Consider the following 18,569-nt stretch of genomic DNA (forward strand, 5'->3'; position numbering starts at 1 on the left):
GAGTCCGCAGAGGGTCCGTGGCCGGGCTCAGATCTCGGCCAGGGCCTCGGTCGGGGACGCCTTGGCGGCCCGGCGCCCGGGCAGCACGGACGCCAGCGCCGCGGCCACCACCGCGATGAGGACCATGCCGAGGGTCTGCGGCAGGTTCACCACGAGGCCGGCGTTCGAGCCGAGCGCGGAGGCCACCGCCTCGGCGCCGAGCCAACCGAACCAGATGCCTGCCGCGATTCCGACTGCCACCCCGACCAGAGCCAGCAGCAGCGCCTCGACGAGCAGCATCAGGCGTAGTGAGCGCGCCTGCAAGCCGAGCGCACGCATCAACGCCGACTCGCGGGTGCGCTCCAGCACCGACAGCCCCAGGGTGTTGCTGACCCCGATCAGGGCGATCAGGACGGCCACCCCCAGCAGGGCGGTGGTGATGCCGAGCAACAGGTTCAGCACCGACTCCATCGAGGCCGCCTCGATGACCCCGCCGGACATCGCGTACTCCTGGTTGCCGACGAGTTCGGTGACCGCGGCGGCCACGGAGACCGCGTCGGCGCGGTCCGGCACCGACAGCCAGACGATCGCCGAGGGAACCGTCCCGCCGAGCCGCTGCAGGGTGGCCTGCGACACCAGCACCTGGTCGGAGTCGATCAGCGGCGAGGGCACCACGCGCATGGTCAGGGTGGCCGAGTCGGTCTTCACGGTCGCGTTCTGCCCCGCGCGCACCTGTGCGAACTGCGGCACGTAGACCTCGTCGTCGGCGATGGTGGCGGGGGCCCCGGCGGCCACCGTGGCGGCGGCCGGGTCGTAGCCGATCACCCTCAGCCGGCCGTAGTCGTCGTCGTTCACGGTCACTTCGGCGGCGGTCATCGGCATCACGACCGAGGCCTGGACGCCGTGGATTCGACCCAACTGGTCGGTGAGGTCGGCCGGCACCGAGCGGACGTCGCCGCTGCTGCTGACCGCGATGTCGACCGGGCGGTGCTGGTCGATCTGGTCGAGCACGTTGCCCCGGATGGACGCCGTGGCGACCTGCAGGGTGACGATCAGCCCGACCGCCAGCATCAGTGCGGTGGCGGTGGTGGCCGCCCGGCGCGGATTGCGCACCGAGTTGTCGGCAGCGAGTCGGGCGGTGGGCCCGAATCGCCCGACGAGGCCGCCTACGAGGCGCAGCAGCGCCGGCACGAACAGCGGCGCGGCGAAAAGGACGCCGAGGGCGACCAGGGCACTGCCGGCGATCGCGCGCGGCAGGGCCTCGTCGGTCCCGAGCCTGCTGACCGACAGCCAGAGCCCGAACACGATCAGCACGCCGCAGACGATCCCGCGCACGAGGCCGGCCCGCCGCTTGGCCTGAGCAGGCGGCTCGGTCTGCAGGGCCTCCAGCGGGCGCACCCGGGTGCCGCGCAGCACCGGCAGCCAGGCGGCGAGCACGGTGATCAGCACCCCGACCGCGAAGGCCAGTGCCAGTTCGCCGGCGGGCAGGCTCAACCCCCAGTACAGCGAGCCGGTGAGTGAGGCGCCGATCAGTGCCAGGCCCACGCCGAGCAGCAGGCCCAGTGCGGAGCCCAGGACGCCCAGGGCGACGGCCTCGAGGCCGAAGCGGCGGCGGACCTGCGCACCAGCGGCTCCGACCGCCCGCAGCAGGCCGATCTGCCGCCGGCGCTGCGCGAGAAGGATGCTGAACGTGTTGGCGATGGTGATCATGCCGACGACCGCGGCGATGGCCGCGAAGGTCCACAGCAGGTTGCGGAAGGCGTCGAAACTGCCGGTGAAGTCGCCCATCGCGTCGGCGCGGGCCTGATCGGCGGTCTGCACCTTCGCGCCCTCGATCTGGCCGAGGGTGTCGGTCAGGTCGCGGGCCAGCGTCGTGGCACCGACGCCGTCGGCGGCCTTCACCAACCAGGCGCCGGTGCCGACGGCCGGGTCGACCCCGCTGCGGGCGAAGTCCGCGGCGGCCACGTACACGCTCTGCAGGAACAGCGAGCCGGGCTGGTCGGTGAGGCCGACCACGGTGTAGGTCGCCTCGTCGAAAGCGGAGGTGAGGGTCTCGCCCAGCCCGACGCCGAGGGTGCGGGCCGCGTCGCGGCCGAGCAGCAACTCGCCCGCGGCGACCGGCGGCCTGCCCTCGGCCACCCGAACGTCGCGCAGCGAGTCGCTGACGGGCAGCGCGATGGCGTCGGCGTAGAGCGAGGCCTGGCCGTGCTTGAGGGCCAGCGTGCTGGTCAGGGCGGGCTCGCTGACCGCGACCCCCGGACTCGAGGCGATCAGGCGTCCGGCGTCCTGCAGGTCGGCGGTGGAGCCGCCGTCGATGCTGACGAGCACGTCGGCGGCGCCGTAGCGGGCAGACTGCTCGCGTTGGACGCCGTTGTTCTCGGTGGCGACCAGGATCGACGACCCGGCCATGAAGGCCACCGAGATCGCGATCGCGATCATCGTGGCGACGAAACGGGACGGGTGGAACCGCAACTCCCTGAGGACCTGGCGAAGCATCAGGCGCCGAGCTTCCGCATCGCGTCGAGCACGCTGTCGGCGTTGGGCGTGGCCAGGTCATCGACGATCCGTCCGTCGGACAGGATCAGCGCCCGGTCGGCGTAGGCGGCCGCGTTCGGGTCGTGGGTGACCATCACGATGGTCTGGCCGAGCTCGCGGCTGGCGCCCTGCAGGTGGGTCAATAGTTCGGTGCCGGCCTTGGAGTCGAGGGCGCCGGTCGGCTCGTCGGCGAACAGCACCGCCGGCCTGGTGATCAGCGCGCGGGCGATCGCCACGCGCTGCTGCTGGCCGCCGGACAACTGCGACGGCAGGTGCCTGAGCCGCTCGGTCAGTCGCAGCGAGGTGACGATGGAGTCGAACTGCGCGGCGTCCACCTTGCGGCCGGCCAGGTCGAGCGGCAGCAGGATGTTCTCCTTGGCCGTCAGGGTCGGCAGCAAGTTGAAGGCCTGGAACACGAAGCCGACCTGATCGCGACGCACAGCGGTCAGCTTCCGGTCGTTGAGGCCGGTCAGTTCGACCCCGCCCAGCCAGACCTGCCCCGAGGTGGGGGAGTCGAGGCCGGCGAGGCAGTGCATCAGCGTCGACTTGCCCGAGCCCGAGGGGCCCATGATCGCGGTGAAGCTACCGGTCCGCAGGTCGAGGTCGACGCCCGCCAGGGCGTGCACCTCGGCGTCGCCGGTGCCGTAGGTCTTGGTCAGCGCCACCGCGCGGGCGATGACATCGGTGGGGGTTGCCACGGGGATTGTTTCGGTCACAGCTCAAACATAGGGAAAGGGCGCGGGCGTTCGAATCGTCCACGGGCCACACCTGGGGTAGCGATGGCACTACCACGGTCTGGGTCGATCGGCCCGTGGACCCCGGCGGTGGGTGCGGTGGACCGCGCCGCCACACCGGGATGCTGTGACTAGCCCCCCGGCCGGAAGGCCGAGCCCATGGACGCCAGCGCACCGTCGGCGACCGGCACCCGTCCGGTCTGCGCGGCCTTCACCAGCGCCGCGTGGTCGGCCTCGGTCTGGTCGGCGTACAGCCTGGCGAAACGCGAGAACGCCCTGGCCGCCTTCTCGCCCTTGCCCAGGTAGCCCGCGATCATCGACGCCCCGGAGGTGCGGGCGTGACCCTTGGCCAGCAGGTGTCCGACGATGCCGGCGTAGTCGGTGAGGGCGGTGGCGGTCAGGCCGTCCAGCGGCACGGTCCCCTTCATGTTGCGGAACTGCCGGACGTAGTACTGCCGGCCGTCGACCTCCGTCCAGCCCAGCAGCGGATCGGAGACCGTCTGCAGCGCCTGCTGGTACTCGACGACCCGCTGGCCCTGGTGGGCGTGCCAGGCGCTGTCGCCGTGCACGTAACGGGCCAGCACCGAGCGCCGGGCCTGCTTCAACTGCAGGAACAGGACGTCGTCGGGCGAGCTGCCCTCGAGCAGTGCCACGTACGCGCGGAGCCCCACCGAACCGACCCCGACGACCTTGTGGGCGATGTCGACCAGGTGGTAGCCGGCCACCACGCGGCGCCAGTGCGGGGCGAGGGTGTCCAGGTAGGCGTCGAGGCCCTCGGCCAGCAGCTCGTACTCCTCGCCGGTCACCGACCGGATCAGCGGCGGGTCCTCGACGATCCTTCGCTCGCCCTCGTCGGTGGAGTCGGTGAACTTGGGCAGGGCACGGTCGGAGGTGCGCTTGCGGGCGGTCTTGCCGGCCCGCTTGATCTCGTCCCGCAACTCCTTCTCGGTGGCGGTTTCGTGCAGCCGCTCGATGTCGAGCCGGTTGTAGGAGCGGGCGAGCAGTGGCATCGAGGCCAGCAGGTCGACCTCGTCGCGGTAGGCGATCACGCAGGCGTGCACCGCCTCGGCGATGTCGTCCTCGCCGTAGCCGTTCTCGCGTCCGGCCACCCAGACCGCGGCGGCCAGCCGGCGCAGGTCCCACTCCCAGGCGCCGGGATGCGCCTCGTCGAAGTCGTTCAGGTCGATCACCTGTTCGCCCTCGGGCGAGCGGTAGAAGCCGAAGTTGCCCAGGTGGGAGTCGCCGCAGATCACCGGCATGATCCCGGTGATCGGCAGCATCGCCACGTCGGCGGCCATCACCACGGCGGTGCCCCGGTAGAAACCGTAGGGCGAGGAAATCATCCGGCCGACCCGGATCGGCACCAGTTCGTCCACCCGGCCCTGGTGCGACTCGTTGATCAGTTCGATCGGGTCCGGCCGGGCCTGGGTCGCGTTCCACACCCCCAGCGCCGAGATCGGCACCTTCTCGCGCAGCGACCGCCCGAGCGCGTAGCGCTCCTCGCGGGTCGTCCCGGTCTCACGCACCGACGCGAACGCGCTGCTGTCGGTACTGGCCAGGACGGTGTGGCTGGTGTGTTGCGTCATCGCAGCTCCTCTCAGCGGCAAGGAGCCTAGTCGGAAGCGTCCGCGCTGCCCAGAGCGGGGTCGCGGACGCCGACCCCGGCCAGGTCGGCGGCCAACCCAGCGGCCCCGTCCGAGACCCGGTGCAGCACGCCGCGCAGGCCCACCAGGCGCGCGGCCAGCACGTTGGCGGGCGCGTCGTCGACGAACACCACCCGCTCGGCCGGCAGGCCGAGGACGTCGACGATGTGCCTGAAGTACTCCTGGGAGGGTTTCGCGTGCCCGACCTCGAAGGAGTAGAAGGCCCGGTCGAAGTGGGCGTCCAGGGCGAGCGAGTCACGCATGTGGGCGCCACGAAGGCTCTGCTGGTTGGTGGCCAGGCAGACGATCAGCCCGCTGTCGCGCAGCCGGTCGACCAGCGCCAGGGCGTCGGGGTCGACGACGATGTCGTGCCACACCTGCAACACCTGCTCGACGGTGGCGCCGGTGCCCGAGGCGGTGAGCAGCCCGGTCAGCAGCGGCGCCAGTTCGGCGCCGCCGGCCAGGCAGTCGCGTTCGGCGGCGAAGGCGTCCAGCACGAAGGTGGGCCCGCCCAGGGTGGTCATCTCCTCCAGCCAGCCCGGACGGGGCCACTGCAGCACGCCGTCGGCGTCGAACAGCACCGCCTCGACCGGGGAGTCGACGGCGCGGTCCGGGGTGTTGAGGAAGTCTGCGGCGATGTGCAGCATCCGCTCCCAGTGGGCGCGGGTCGGTTCCACCTCGAAGTCGGGGACGGCGCGGGCGTCGACGATCAGGTCGTCGGCGGCGTACACCACGAACCGCCCGGGTTGCGGCCAGTCCGCACCACCCCAGGTGAACTCAACCCGGCCGTGCTGAACGGCCTCGATCCGCCCGCTGCCGCCGCTGCCGAACGGGCTGCGGGCCAGGTAGTCGGTGCCGGCGACCAGGTCGGGGGCGTTGTGACCGAACAGCAGTTCGGGGTGGGCCACGAGTTCGGCCCAGTGGTTCTGAGGTGCGGTGAGGTCGGCGGTCAGGGTGAAGGCGGCCATGGGCCCCAGTCTGGCCGAAACCCGATCCTCGGTGTTGACTCGACGCATGCGACGAGTTCTTGTGCTGGGTGGGACGGCGTGGCTCGGGCGCGAAGTGACGTCGCGGGCGCTGGCCCGGGGCGACGAGGTGACCTGCCTGGCTCGCGGCCGTTCGGGGCAGGCCGTCGACGGCGTCCGTTTCGTCGCGGCCGACCGGACCGAACCGGGCGCCTTCGACGATCTGGCCGGCGAGTTCGACGAGGTGGTCGAGCTGGCCTATCACCCGGTCGCGGTGCGCTCGGCGCTGGACGCACTTGCGGCCCGGGCGGCGCACTGGACGCTGGTCTCGACGATCTCGGTGTACGCCGGCGAGGCCGGTCCCGGTGCGGACGAGACTGCGCCGCTGGTCGAGGCCAGCGACGATCCGGAGGACTACGGGGGCGCGAAGGTAGCCGCCGAGCAGGCGTCGGCGGCGGCGCTGGGCGAGCGGCTGCTGGTCGTCCGGCCGGGGCTGATCACCGGCCCGGGCGACCCCAGCGACCGGTTCGGCTACTGGCCGGCCCGGCTCGCCCGGGGCGGCAGGGTGCTGACCCCGCCGCTGACCGACGCCGACGTCCAGGTGATCGATGTGGCCGACCTCGCCGACTACCTGACCGTGGCCGCGGCGGCCGGGGTGACGGGGGTGGTGCAGGCCACCGGTGAGAGCGTCGGGTTCGACCGGGCACTGGCGATCATCGCCGAGGTGACCGGTTTCGATGGCGAACTGGTCGAGGCGCCGGCGTCCTGGCTGGTCGATCAGGGCGTGGGCTACTGGATGGGGCCGCGCTCGCTGCCACTGTGGCTGACGCCGGAGGCGTCCGCGATGAGGCAGTTGTCGATCGAACGGTTCCGCGCCACCGGCGGGGTCAACCGCCCGCTGGCCGACGTCGTGGCGCGGGTGCTGGGCTACGAGCGCCGGCTCGGGCTGGACCGCCCCCGACGCTCCGGGCTGAGCGCCGCCGAGGAGGCGGAACTGCTGGCGCGGCTCTGAGCGGCTCAGGCGTCCGGCACCTGCCACGCCTCGTCGGGCAGTTCCTCGTCCTCGACCGGCGCCCGCGAGGCCAGGTAGGTGCTCAACGCCGACAGCACCGGCGCGGGCAGGAACAGCAGCCCCGAGGAGAGCACCAGCACGAGGCAGATGGCGGTGAGCACACCGGTACAGCTCCAGCCCACCCGGACGCGGTGCTTGCGCACCACGAGCGGGATCACTGTCAGCGCCAGCGGGAGCAACAGCGGCGGGAAGACCTGCCAGCCGAGCAGCCGGAACGGTGCCACCCAGGTGACGTCGGTGCCGTTCGGGACCGCCACCAGCGGCATGAACGCGAAGAACACCGAGGCCGCGACGACGTACACCACGGCACCCCACTGCCACAGCTTCGACTGGGTCGCCACACTCATTCGGTCAGTATGCCGCCCCTGTGCGGGTGGGAACGCACGAGGGAACCCTTCGTGGCAGGAGGGCCGACGGTGATCGTCGGCCCTCCCGATGCACGAGTGGGCAGGCTCAGCCGGCCGTGCTCTCCACCAGAGGATCCGCGGCCGTCACCCCGGCGGCGGTGTCGGGCACAGCCGGGGGCGTCGGCTCGGCGTCCTTGATGCCGGGCTGCACGTTGAGCCGGTCGGGGTCGAGCCGCGATGCGCCCTTGTCGGCCGACTGGGCGAGCAGCGCGAAGATCTTCAGTGCCGGCGACACGATCCGCTGCCTGGTGCGCGGCTGCCAGCCGCGAGCCTCGGCGTCCCGGCGGCGCTGGGCCAGCACCGCGTCGTCCACCTCGAGGGTGACCCGGCGCTCGGGGATCGAGAAGGTGATGATGTCGCCGTCCTCGACCAGGCCGATGGTGCCGCCCGCGGCGGCCTCGGGCGACACGTGGCCGACCGACAGCCCCGACGAGCCGCCGGAGAACCGGCCATCGGTGATCAGTGCGCACTTGGGGCCGAGCCCGACGCCCTTGAGGTAGGACGTCGGGTACAGCATCTCCTGCATGCCCGGGCCGCCCTTGGGGCCCTCGTAGCGGACGACGACGACGTCGCCGGGAGCGATCTCGCCGCCGAGGATCTTCTCGACCGCCTCCTCCTGCGACTCGGCGACCTTGGCGGTGCCGGTGAACTCCCACTGCTCCTGCGGCACGCCGGCGGTCTTCACGATGCAGCCGTCCTCGGCGAGGTTGCCGTACAGCACAGCCAGCCCGCCGTCGGTGGTGTAGGGGTTCGCGACCGAGTGGATGCAACCGTGGTCGGGGTCGGTGTCGAGTTCGGCCCAACGGTTGGTCGACGAGAACGCCTCGGTGGTCCGGACGCCCCCCGGGGCTGCGTAGAACAGTTCGGCGTTCTCGGGCTTCACCCGCCCGCTGCGGATGTCCCAGTCACCCAGCCAGGTGTCCAGGTCGGGGGAGTGGACGGCGTGCACGTTGCGGTCGAGCAAGCCGCCGCGGTCGAGTTCGCCGAGGATGGCGGGGACGCCGCCGGCGCGATGCACGTCCTCCATGTAGAACTTCGTGGAGTTCGGCGCGACCTTGCACACGCACGGGGTGATCCGCGACAGGGCGTCGATGTCGTGCTGATCGAAGTCGACGCGGGCCTCCTGCGCGGCGGCCAGCAGGTGCAGCACGGTGTTCGTCGACCCGCCCATGGCGATGTCGAGCCGCATCGCGTTGCTGAACGCCTCCTTGGTGGTGATGGACAGCGGCAGCACCGAGGCGTCGTCCTCGTCGTACCAGCGCCGGGCCAGGTCGACCACCAGCTTGCCGGCCCGGACGAACAGGTCGCGGCGGGCGTAGGAGGTGGCCAGGGTCGAGCCGTTGCCCGGCAGCGACAGTCCGAGCGCCTCGGTCAGGCAGTTCATCGAGTTGGCGGTGAACATGCCCGAGCAGGAGCCGCAGGTGGGGCAGGCGTTCTGCTCGATGGACAGCAGCTGCTCGTCGGTGACGGTGGCGTCCACCGCCTTGTACATGGCGTCGATCAGGTCGAGCCGGGTTCCGCCCTCGTCGGGAGCGCCGCTGATCACTCGCGTGCCGAGCACCCGGCCGGCCTCCATCGGCCCGCCGGAGACGAACACGGTGGGGATGTTCAGGCGCAGTGCCGCCAGCAGCATGCCGGGGGTGATCTTGTCGCAGTTGGAGATGCAGACCAGGGCGTCGGCGCAGTGCGCGTTGACCATGTACTCCACCGAGTCGGCGATGATCTCGCGGCTGGGCAGCGAGTAGAGCATGCCCTCGTGGCCCATTGCGATGCCGTCGTCGACGGCGATCGTGTTGAACTCGCGACCGACCCCGCCCGCCTCGGCGATCGCCTCGGCGACGAGTTTGCCCATGTCGCGCAGGTGCACGTGACCAGGCACGAACTGGGTGAAGCTGTTGGCGATCGCGATGATCGGCTTGCCGAAGTCGGACTCTCCCATGCCGGTGGCACGCCACAGTGCCCGGGCGCCGGCCATGTTGCGGCCATGGGTGGTGGTGCGTGAGCGCAGTGCAGGCATAGGGAGCAGCCTACGCCCGCGCTCCACAGGCGTAACCGCCCGGCCGGCCACTGACCCGAAGGTGTGCGCCGGAGGTTGGGTAGCCTGCCCGGCATGCGCGGGCGGGACTTCTTCATCGTCGCGGCGATCGCACTGGGCATCGCGGCCGCGTTCCTGGCCGGACTGACCGCACTGGCCTCGGGCTGGTCGGCACCCAGCCCGCAGCCGCGCCCGTTGGCCGTCGAGATCGTGCGGGCCGTGTGGCCGCTGCTGCTGGGGACCGTGGCGTGCGTTGCCGCCGCCGCGCACCCGCGACCGTGGACGACCTGGCCGGCAGCGGCCCTGTTGGTGGCCGGCGGTGTGCTCGCCGTGCTGCAGGGGGGCTTCCAACTCACCGCCCTCGGTGTGCTGATCGCGGCTCTCGGCCTGATCGGCGCGGTGCTGGACACCGCCCACGCCCGACGCCGGCGGAGCGGGGGAGCGTGAGCGGGCCCGACTCCTTCCACCGGCCTGAAGGGTGGCAGGAACTCGACGACGCCGGGGCCGGAGCCGAGACCGCCGGCGCGGGCGACGTCCCCCAAGCCGAGACCCCCACCGGCCGGCGGCGTTGGTTCCGTCGCGGGCCCCGGCACCAGGGGCTGGGCCGGCGGGCGGCCGGGCCGGACTTCCAGTGGCCGGCAGCGCCGGCGCAGCCGGGGCCCGCCGAGCCTGCGGCGTCCCCGCCGGCCAGCGCCCAGCACAGCAGCCTGAACTCGTCCCCAGCCTCCTCGAGGCCGGACGTGCCGTCGCCGGAGGCGTCCCTGTCGCTGGCCGAGCTGGCTCAGCGCCGGGCCCGGTCGCGACGCAAGCGGCGGACGCGGTACGGCGCGACCGGCGGTGGGGCGTCAACAGCGCTGGGCCGGCTTCTGGGGGTGCTGCGTGCCCTCGGACTGGGGGTGCTGGTCATGGTGCTCGTCCTTGCGGGCCTGCGTGCCCTCGTCGGCGGTGGGGGCCGGAGCGACGAGCCACGTCCCACCCGGACCAGTTCGCCGCCCGCCGACGAACTGCCGGCGGTGTGGACGCTGGCGGCCGATGAGTTGCGCGATGACCTCGAGGCACCCGAACTCCAGTCGGCGGTGGACGGCAGCTTCGATTCGAACCACCTGATCGACGCCGGGGCAACCTGGGTGGTGCTGAGCGGCGACGAGGAGGACCGGTCGATCGCGGCGCACGGCATCCGGTCGCGGACCGGTGATCAGGTGTGGCGCCACGACCTGGCCGACGGGCTGTGCGGCGCCCAGCTGCTGGGGGACCAGCTGCTGTGTGCGGCGTCCACCCGGACGGATCCGGCCACCGGCCTGGGGGTGGCGTGGCGCATCTCGCTGCTCGACCCGAGCAGCGGCCGGGAGACCGGTGGGGTCGACTTCGACGGCTGGCTGACCATGGTGTACGTGAGCGGCAGCCGGGTGCTGCTGGTCGAGCAACGCCAACCGGCACCTCACGCCGTCCTCACCGTGCTGAATGCCGGGTTGGATCAGGTGGGACGGATCGACCTGCGGGACCAGGAGCAGCAGGACGGGCTGTTCAGCAACAACCGCATCTACAACCGCAAACTGCCCATCCCCGAAGGGCCGGCCCTGGACCGGCCGCGAATGCGGACCGTCGCCAAGCGGCTGGTCGCGTTGTGGGCGGGCCAATCCACGGCGTTCGTCGACCTGCACGCGGGCACCCTGGTCGCTCTGCCGCGCTGCTCGCGGCTGGTAGACGACGGGCGGCGGCTGTGGTGCAACGCGGGCGCCCGGGCGGTCGCCTACAGCTACGGGCTGAAGGCCCTGTACGAGACCGACCTCAACGTGCGATTGGCCTTTCCGGGCCGCGACCCGCGCGGCGGCGACGTCACCACGCCGGTCTTCCTCGACGCCGAGGGCCGGGCCGTGCAGGTGGATCCGGAAACCGGCAGGACGGTCGGCACCGTGGCCGAGACCCGGATCAGCTCGGTGTGGGGCCTGACCGTGTGGCCGACGGCGGACTTCGTGGACGGGCTCACCCTGATCTCGGACCGGGACAACATCTTCGCGGTAAGCGGACGCCGCAACGAGGTGGAATGGACGAGGGAGAAGCCCGGCTCGACCGGTGGGGTCTGGGCGTGGCAGGACAGCCTGCTGCTGGCGTCGCGGGAGCTGCGGTTGCTGGACCCGTCGACCGGTGAGGTGATCGCCGAGTACCGGCAGGTGCACGGCCTGGACACGGTGGTGGTCGACGAGGTGCTGGTCGGTGTCGGGTTGGACGAGCTGGCGCGGCTGCGGGACCCGTGAGGTGGGGCGGCCATGCCGGCGATGCACCGATTCCACAGCCGGCGCCTAGACTGAGCCAATGACGAACTTCTTCGAGGTCTTCAATCCCGGGGCTGCGCACGCCCGGGCCCAGAAGGATCTCGAGAAGATCCTGGTCGCCGACTACGAGAAGGGCGCCTGGGGTCCCAAGCCGCACGATCTCGAATCGGGTTCGGTGACGATCAGGATGCCGAAGGCCAAGCCCGACGATCGAGGCTAGCCGTGTGGGCGGCCGGCTCGCCGGCTGCTAGCGGATCGGGTCGGGGCACAGTTCGCGGCGTCCGCAGCCCTCGCAGTGCTCGCCCATCCAGAACGCGTCGAAGCGTTGTTCGAGCATGGCGACGAAGTCGGGTTCGCGGCCGACGGCGCCCAGCTCGAGGTTGCGGTTGGCCTCACTCTTGGCGCCCAGGCCCGCGCCGGTGAAGTTCGCCGAGCCGGTGTAGCCCAGTTCGCCGTCGACGATGACGATCTTCCAGTGGCTGCGCGGGCAGATCTGCAACTCCAGGCCGCCGTCGACCAGTGCCGGCAGGGTGTCGAACGTCTCGCGGAAGCTGCGCGAGGGCAGTTCGGCGTGGATGACCCTGATCTGGACGCCGTCGCGGGCCAGCCGGCTGAACTCATCGAGGATGGGGCGGTAGCGGCGTCCGGCCCCGGGGACGTAGAGGTCCTTGAGGTTGGCGGTGGCGATCCAGATGGACTTCTGCGCCCGCAGCACACCCTCGGTGATGACCGCGCGGTACAGTTCGCGCCCGCTCAGCCACTCCATGCCGCGAGGCTAGCCGCTCGGTTCGTCCACATCGGCATCCACACCTGTGGAGAACTACAGCAGTGTGATTAGCGGGTAGGGCGATTGGGACCCCACCAGCGCCGCCAGTCGCCCCGGACGGGGCCGAACATGTTGCGGCCCATATGTAGGCGCCCGCACCGAGGATGGCCTCCATCGCCGCGGGCACTCTCGGGGCCGCCGTCCTGCATCCAGTTGTGCAGAACCCCCTCGGGAACGTCGCCGAACGGGCGCTGCTCGGTCTGGTCAGGGGCGGACCCGACCCCGTCCAGGGTGATCGACATGGTGGCGACGACTGTCATGAGGGACACCTTCTCTCGTTGTCGGCCGCAGCGGAACGCTGTTGGGTCACGCCGCGATCATGATCTCGACGGGAAACGGCAGCGCGTAGGGTCGGTCGATCGGTTCGTGCGGCAGGGGCGGCGGCATGCTCGCGTACTCGTGGCCGCTCGGGCTGCGCAGCGCGACGCTGCCGCCCGGCCCCGGTCTGGCCCGCCAGCCCGGGTGCTCCTTGAGCTGGTTGCACTGCTCGCACAGCCCTTGGCCGTTGTGGGCGGTGGTCGTCCCGCCGGCGTGCGCCGGCACCACGTGGTCGGTGTGCCGGATCGGGGCGCCGCACCACGGCGTCCGGCAAACCTCGTCGCGCGTCGCGATGAACGCCTTCAGGCCGGCGGGGAAGATCCTGCGCCGCGACTCCATCGCGACCAGTTCGCCCGTGCCGGGACGGTTGTAGAGCCGGCGCAGCCACGCCCTGCCCCGACCGGACGCCGCGGCGGCGATCCGCCGGGCGACCCCGGCCGGGAGGGGACCGTACCCGGCCAGCCGGGCGGGCTCGTGCGACCCGCCCAGCAGGGCGGAATCGGTCATCACCAGCTGCACCTCGACCCCGACCTCGTCGGCGGCGGTGAGTCCGGTGGCCCGGGCGACCAGGGTGTCGGCCATCACCTGCCCCCGCGACCGGGCGTCACCGGCGGCGCGGGCGGTGTCGGCCTCGACCCCCAGGGCCGCCAGCACGGCCACGCCCTGGGCGACCGGCAGCAGTCCGCTGAGTCGCGCCATGCAGTCGGGCGCGGGTCGCAGGCTGACCCGGCGGTCGGCCTCGGCCTGCCCGATGCGCTCCACGATGCTGTGGGGGTCGAGTCGGCAGCCGACCCGCCGCGCCTCGGACGCCACCTGCCGGTCGGACAGTTCCGCCAGCCGGCCGGCCAGCTGCTCGTCGACCATTGCCCGGTGCTCACGGCTCAGGCAGGCGGTCTCACAGGCGACCAGCCCGGCGCGCCACTCGCTCACCAGCCCGGCGCGGAACAGGCGCATGGTGTGCGGCAGCTCGCGCGCCAGCATCATCGCCAGGCCCACCAGCCGGGTCGCGTGGTGCGGGGACTCACGACGTGCGAGCGCCACCTCGCCGGCGACCGAGGCCGGCACCCTCCGCGCGTTGTGCCCATGAACCTCGGCTTCGGCCTCGCGGTGCCAACGGAGCGCGACGCTCGCCCTGGCCTGCAGCGCGGCGGCGGAGTTCTTCAGCAGTTCGAGCTGTCCGATCAACTCGACCAGCTCCGTCGGCGAGTGTTCGACCTCACTCCTGCCCAGCTCGGTGACCATCGCGGCAACGGCCGCGGGGTCAAGGTTGGGAGAGGGTTTCATATGGAGAGTATAATCAAACATACGTACGATTACAAGGCTCCGACGCACACTTGTTCGGCCGGTGACGTCGCGGTCGAGCCGGACCCGGCTCGACCTGACTCGCACGCTACCCGGAGCCTCTGACGGTTCCACCTTCCACCTCAGCGATCCGACCCCACGCGGCTCAGGTCGTTGACGAACCGATGCACCTGCTCGTCGGGGAAGGCGAAATCGAAGTTCCCGTCGGGTCGGCCAGATAGCCGTCCAGCGATCCGATGGCCAGGTAGTAGAGCACGGTCTCCTCCGTGAGGCCGGCATGGTCGGGTCAGCCTGGGCAGGGGCCATCCTTGCCGATACCTGTGGGTTGTTACCGTTGAGCCATGCGCCGCCTCTCCCTGTTGCTCATCGGCCTCGGCATCTTCGTCCTCGGCATGCTGCCGGCCACCACGGCACGTGCAGACTCCGACGACGACAGCATCACCACGTACACAGTGACCGCCGACGTCGCCAAGGACGGCACCACCTCGGTAAAGCTCGCGTTCGACTTCGATTTCGGCTCCGACGAGGGCCGGGGTCCGTACCTGACCTTCCCGCTGCGGCAGGAGATCGCCAACGATCCCGACCATTGGCGGATGCTCGACATGAGCCTCGGTGACGTGACCAGCCCGTCCGGCGCGAACACCGAGGTGAGTACCGAGACCCAGGACGGCAACCTGCTGGTCCGGATCGGCAACGAGAACACGTACTTCACCGGCACCCAGTCCTATGTGGTGACGTACACGATCCGCGGCCTGATCGCCCCCAACCAGACCACCTCGGGTCTCGACGAGTTCAACTGGAACGTCATCGGCAACGGCTGGGAGATCCCGATCAGCAACATCACCGCGACCGTCACCGGACCGGTCGACGTCACGCAGTCCGCCTGCTTCATCGACGGCGACACCTCCAACCCCTGCCAGGCCGATCAGCGAGGCGACACGGTCACCTTCACCCAGTCGCGGCTCTCCGACCACACCTACCTGCAGATCGTCGCGGGCTTCCCGGCCGGCACCTTCGTCGGCGCCGAGGCCAGGCTCGAGAAGCGGTTCTGGATCGGCAACATGTTCCCCGTCACCGCTGCGACCGGTGGCGTCACCGCGGTACTCACCGCACTCGGCCTGGGTGCCCTGCTGCGGCGCACCCGGCGCGGCTCCCGCGACCAGGTGTACCTGGGCCTGACGCCCGGCGTCACGCCGGCCAAGGACCAGCAGGTCGCCATCGGCCACGGCACCTCGAACGCCCCGGTCGCGGTCCAGTTCACGCCGCCCCGCGACGCCCGGCCGGGTGAGATCGGCGTCCTGACCGACTCGACCGCCGACAACGTCGACATCACGGCCACCATCATCGATCTGGCCGTCCGCAAGCACCTGACCATCGAGCAGCAGGACAAGAAGGACTGGACGTTCACCCGGCTGAACAACCCCGAACGGTTGACGCGTTACGAAGCGAAACTGGTCGACAAGCTGTTCTCCAAGGGCTCCGTGGTCACCACCGACGACCTGAAGGACAGCGACTACGCCGGCCTGCTCGACAAGACCCGGGAGAGGCTCTACAAGCGGGTCACCGACGAGCTGCACTGGTTCACCAAGAACCCGAGCCATGTCCGCGGGGTGGCGATCGTCGGCGGCATCGGGCTGACCCTGGCCGGCGGTGCGCTGGGGCTCGCCCTCGGCTTCGTCGGGTGGGGGCTGGTCGGCCTGGCGGGGGTCATCTGCGGGATCGCCATGCTGGCCCTCAGCAACCGGTTCGGTGCCCGGACGGCCGAAGGCTCGGCCGTGCTCGCCCAGGCGAAGGGCTTCGAGCTGTACCTGACCACGGCCGAGGCCGACCAGATCAAGTTCGAGGAGGGCATCGACGTGTTCTCCCGCTACCTGCCCTACGCCATCGTCTTCGGCGTCGCCGACCGCTGGGCGAAGGTCTTCGAGCAGCTCGCCGCCGAGGGCCGCTACGTCGCCGACACCTCCTGGTACGTGGGCTACGGCTACGGTTACGGCCTCGGTTTCGGCACCCTCACCTCGTCGATGGACCAGCTCGCCTCGACCATGTCGTCCTCGATGCAGTCGGCCACGGCGGCGTCCAGCGGCGGCTCCGGCTTCAGCGGCGGTGGCGGCTTCGGCGGTGGCGGTGGCGGCGGCTGGTGACGTGACCGCGGGCGCCTTCGCGGGCTCGGGCGACGCCTACGACCGGTTCATGGGCCGCTGGTCGCGCCGGTTGGCTGCGCCGTTCGCGCAGTTCGCCGGCACCCAGGGGTACTCGTCCGGATCGGCTCCGCCGAACTGCTGCCCTTCGAGGACGCCCGCATCGACGCCACCCTCAGCCAACTGGTGCTGCACTTCGTCACCGATCCCGACGCCGCGGCTGCAGAACTCGCCAGGGTCAACCGCCCCGGAGATGTGGTGGCCGCCTGCGTCTGGGACGCCGAACAGGGCATGGGTCTGTTGAGCGACTTCTGGCAGGCCGCCGCGGCCGCCGGCGGGGCCGACCACACCGCACTGGAGTACCGCTTCGGTACCCCCGGCGAACTGACGACCTGGCTGACCAGGGCTGGTTTCGCCGACGTCACCGAGACCACCATCGTCACCGGCGCCGTCACCCGTCCCGGCAGCCGGGCCGCGATCCGGCTGGTGCGCCCGCCCAGCCGATCGACGGTCTGGAAGGCGAGCCATTCCTCGCCCGGCTCGCCGCCCCCCAGCACTCCCTCGACCCGCAGCCCGTCCAGTCCCAGCGACTCCAGCAGGCCCGGCACCGGCAACTCGTCGGCGTCCGGCGTAGTGTTCGCCGGTCTCGGCGACGAAGCTCGGCCACGGGTCCAGCCGCAGCGTGCCTGCCACCCCGAGGACGCCGCCCACCACCGCGGTGCCGGCGACGCCGAGCACCACCGGGTGCGGCACCAGCAGCCCGATCGCGGCGGGCGCCACCCGGCCCAGGGCGGGGACCCAACGGCGCACGGTGGCGCCCCAACCCGAGGAGTGCCGGGGCTGTTGCCAGGCCACGGCCCGGTTTCCCGCGCCGTCGCTCAGCGCTGGTCGAGCGGCAGGTAGTCGCGCTCGACCTCGCCGGTGTACACCTGCCGGGGGCGTCCGATCCGCTTCACCGGGTCGAGGTGCTGCTCACGCCAGTGCGCGATCCAGCCGGGCAGGCGTCCGATCGTGAACAGCACGGTGAACATGTTCACCGGGAAGCCCATCGCCTGGTAGATCAGCCCGGTGTAGAAGTCGACGTTCGGATACAGCTTGCGTTCGGCGAAGTAGTCGTCGTTGAGGGCCGCCTCCTCGAGCGCGAGGGCAAGGTCGAGCAGCTCGTCGTGACCGGGCCGGTCGCGCAGGATGGCGTCCGCGTGCTGTTTGACGATCTGCGCGCGGGGGTCGAAGTTCTTGTAGATCCGGTGCCCGAAACCCATCAGCTTGACGTTGGACTTCTTGTCCTTCACCCGGGCCACGAAGTCGGCGACGCTCTGCCCGGACTCGCGCAGCTGTTGCAGCATCTCGATCACGGCCTGGTTGGCGCCGCCGTGCAGCTGCCCGGACAGTGCGCTCACCCCGGCCGCGACCGAGAGGTACAGGTTGGCCCCCGACGAGCCCACCATGCGCACCGTCGAGGTGGAGCAGTTCTGCTCGTGGTCGGCGTGCAGGATGAGCAGCACGTCGAGGGCGCGCACGATGGTCTCGTCGATCTCGAACGGCCGGGTGGGGACGCCGAAGCTCATCCGCAGGAAGTTCTCGATGTAGCCCAGCGACTCGTCCGGGTACAGGGTCGGCAGGCCGAGAGAGTTCTTGTAGCCGTACGCGGCCAGCGTCGGCACCTTGGCCATCAGCCGGTACGCGTGCTCTTCGACGGTGCGCTCGGTCAGCGCCACCGGCGGCATCGCGAACGTGGACAGCGCGTTGATGCCCGCGGCGAGGACCGGCATCGGGTGCGAGCGCCTCGGGAACAGCTTGAACATCTCCTTGAGCCGCTCGTCGAGCAGGTAGTGCTCGCTGATCTGCCCGGTGAACTCGGCCAACTGCTCGGCGGTCGGCAGTTCGCCGTACAGCACCAAGTAGGACGTCTCGAGGAACGTGGAGCGCTCGGCCAGTTGCTCGATCGGATAGCCGCGGTAGCGCAGGATGCCGGCGTCGCCGTCGATGTAGGTGATCGCCGACTGGCACGCGGCGGTGTTGCCGAATCCGACGTCCAGCGTCACGTCGCCGGTGTCGGCGAGTAGCGTGGAGATGTCGTAGCCGTCACTTCCCACACTGGCCCGGACCTGCGGAAGCTCGCAGGTCTGGTCGCCATGGACGAACTGCGCATTGCTCACGCGTGTCTCCTTTCGGCGACCGGTGAGGGAGGCTCCGTCGCCTGCGGACCCACCCTAGCGCGGGCTTCCAGGGCTCCCGTGAGAACGATGGTTGACAAGTCAACAACAGCGGCTATGCTGAAGGTAGTTGAGATTTCAAAAACAGTCTCGAGAACAACTTCCGGGGTTCCGGCCCCGGCACCT

Annotated in this window: 14 protein-coding genes and 1 pseudogene; 6 read left to right on the plus strand and 9 right to left on the minus strand. The window is 71.0% G+C overall.

Features of this window, described 5'->3' with window-relative positions:
- Nucleotides 1–27 precede the first annotated feature (27 nt).
- The 4 genes and pseudogenes from OIE40_RS14970 to OIE40_RS14985 form a co-directional block, all read right to left on the minus strand.
- A complete protein-coding gene (locus OIE40_RS14970) occupies nucleotides 28–2,475 on the minus strand; it encodes an FtsX-like permease family protein (protein WP_264703548.1) in 2,448 nt (815 codons plus the stop codon).
- Nucleotides 2,475–3,206 (minus strand): annotated as a pseudogene (locus OIE40_RS14975) (ABC transporter ATP-binding protein); the annotation flags it as partial. The pseudogene OIE40_RS14975 and the gene OIE40_RS14970, both read right to left, overlap by 1 nt.
- A 173-nt stretch (nucleotides 3,207–3,379) precedes the next feature.
- Nucleotides 3,380–4,834 (minus strand): DUF2252 domain-containing protein, encoded by a 1,455-nt coding sequence (locus tag OIE40_RS14980; protein ID WP_264703552.1) that lies wholly within the window; start codon nucleotides 4,832–4,834, stop codon nucleotides 3,380–3,382.
- Between the two features lie 26 nt (nucleotides 4,835–4,860).
- The gene (locus OIE40_RS14985) at nucleotides 4,861–5,859 is read right to left on the minus strand and encodes an HAD family hydrolase (RefSeq protein ID WP_264703553.1); all 999 of its coding nucleotides are present in this window, start codon (nucleotides 5,857–5,859) and stop codon (nucleotides 4,861–4,863) included.
- A gap of 46 nt (nucleotides 5,860–5,905) precedes the next feature.
- On the opposite strand from OIE40_RS14985, the gene OIE40_RS14990 reads away from it, so the two are divergent.
- A complete protein-coding gene (locus OIE40_RS14990) occupies nucleotides 5,906–6,868 on the plus strand; it encodes an NAD-dependent epimerase/dehydratase family protein (protein ID WP_264703554.1) in 963 nt (320 codons plus the stop codon).
- Between the two features lie 5 nt (nucleotides 6,869–6,873).
- Here the strand turns inward: OIE40_RS14990 and OIE40_RS14995 are convergent, their stop codons facing one another.
- Nucleotides 6,874–7,275: a hypothetical protein gene (locus OIE40_RS14995; RefSeq protein WP_264703557.1), complete on the minus strand. Its 402-nt coding sequence runs from the start codon at nucleotides 7,273–7,275 to the stop codon at nucleotides 6,874–6,876.
- Between the two features lie 106 nt (nucleotides 7,276–7,381).
- Nucleotides 7,382–9,352 (minus strand): dihydroxy-acid dehydratase, encoded by a 1,971-nt coding sequence (gene ilvD / locus OIE40_RS15000; protein ID WP_264703559.1) that lies wholly within the window; start codon nucleotides 9,350–9,352, stop codon nucleotides 7,382–7,384.
- Nucleotides 9,353–9,445: 93 nt separating this feature from the next.
- On the opposite strand from ilvD, the gene OIE40_RS15005 reads away from it, so the two are divergent.
- From OIE40_RS15005 to OIE40_RS15015, 3 genes are read left to right on the plus strand one after another with little or no spacing between them, the layout of a single operon-like run.
- On the plus strand, nucleotides 9,446–9,817 hold the full coding sequence (locus OIE40_RS15005) for a hypothetical protein (protein WP_264703560.1): 372 nt from the start codon (nucleotides 9,446–9,448) through the stop codon (nucleotides 9,815–9,817).
- Nucleotides 9,814–11,625 (plus strand): hypothetical protein, encoded by a 1,812-nt coding sequence (locus tag OIE40_RS15010; protein WP_264703562.1) that lies wholly within the window; start codon nucleotides 9,814–9,816, stop codon nucleotides 11,623–11,625. Before OIE40_RS15005 ends, OIE40_RS15010 begins: the two co-directional genes overlap by 4 nt.
- Nucleotides 11,626–11,683: 58 nt before the next feature.
- On the plus strand, nucleotides 11,684–11,863 hold the full coding sequence (locus OIE40_RS15015; protein ID WP_264703565.1) for a hypothetical protein: 180 nt from the start codon (nucleotides 11,684–11,686) through the stop codon (nucleotides 11,861–11,863).
- Between the two features lie 27 nt (nucleotides 11,864–11,890).
- Here OIE40_RS15015 and OIE40_RS15020 read toward each other — a convergent pair whose 3' ends face one another.
- Together OIE40_RS15020 and OIE40_RS15025 are read right to left on the minus strand one after the other, a co-directional pair.
- Nucleotides 11,891–12,409 (minus strand): phospholipase D-like domain-containing protein, encoded by a 519-nt coding sequence (locus tag OIE40_RS15020; protein ID WP_264703567.1) that lies wholly within the window; start codon nucleotides 12,407–12,409, stop codon nucleotides 11,891–11,893.
- Nucleotides 12,410–12,775: 366 nt separating this feature from the next.
- Nucleotides 12,776–14,071: an HNH endonuclease gene (locus tag OIE40_RS15025; protein WP_264703569.1), complete on the minus strand. Its 1,296-nt coding sequence runs from the start codon at nucleotides 14,069–14,071 to the stop codon at nucleotides 12,776–12,778.
- 359 nt (nucleotides 14,072–14,430) lie between these two features.
- Between OIE40_RS15025 and OIE40_RS15030 the strand changes: the two genes are divergently transcribed.
- Together OIE40_RS15030 and OIE40_RS15035 are read left to right on the plus strand one after the other, a co-directional pair.
- Nucleotides 14,431–16,230, plus strand: coding sequence for a DUF2207 domain-containing protein (locus tag OIE40_RS15030; RefSeq protein ID WP_264703571.1), 1,800 nt, complete (start codon nucleotides 14,431–14,433; stop codon nucleotides 16,228–16,230).
- Nucleotides 16,231–16,287: 57 nt separating this feature from the next.
- Nucleotides 16,288–17,130, plus strand: coding sequence for a class I SAM-dependent methyltransferase (locus OIE40_RS15035; protein ID WP_264703687.1), 843 nt, complete (start codon nucleotides 16,288–16,290; stop codon nucleotides 17,128–17,130).
- Here the strand turns inward: OIE40_RS15035 and OIE40_RS15040 are convergent.
- Nucleotides 17,106–18,386, minus strand: a complete 1,281-nt coding sequence (locus OIE40_RS15040) for a citrate synthase (protein ID WP_264703573.1) — start codon at nucleotides 18,384–18,386, stop codon at nucleotides 17,106–17,108. The two genes, OIE40_RS15035 and OIE40_RS15040, sit on opposite strands and share 25 nt — an antisense overlap.
- Nucleotides 18,387–18,569 lie beyond the last annotated feature (183 nt).

Source organism: Micropruina sonneratiae (assembly GCF_025972045.1).
Lineage (GTDB): Bacteria > Actinomycetota > Actinomycetes > Propionibacteriales > Propionibacteriaceae > Micropruina > Micropruina sonneratiae.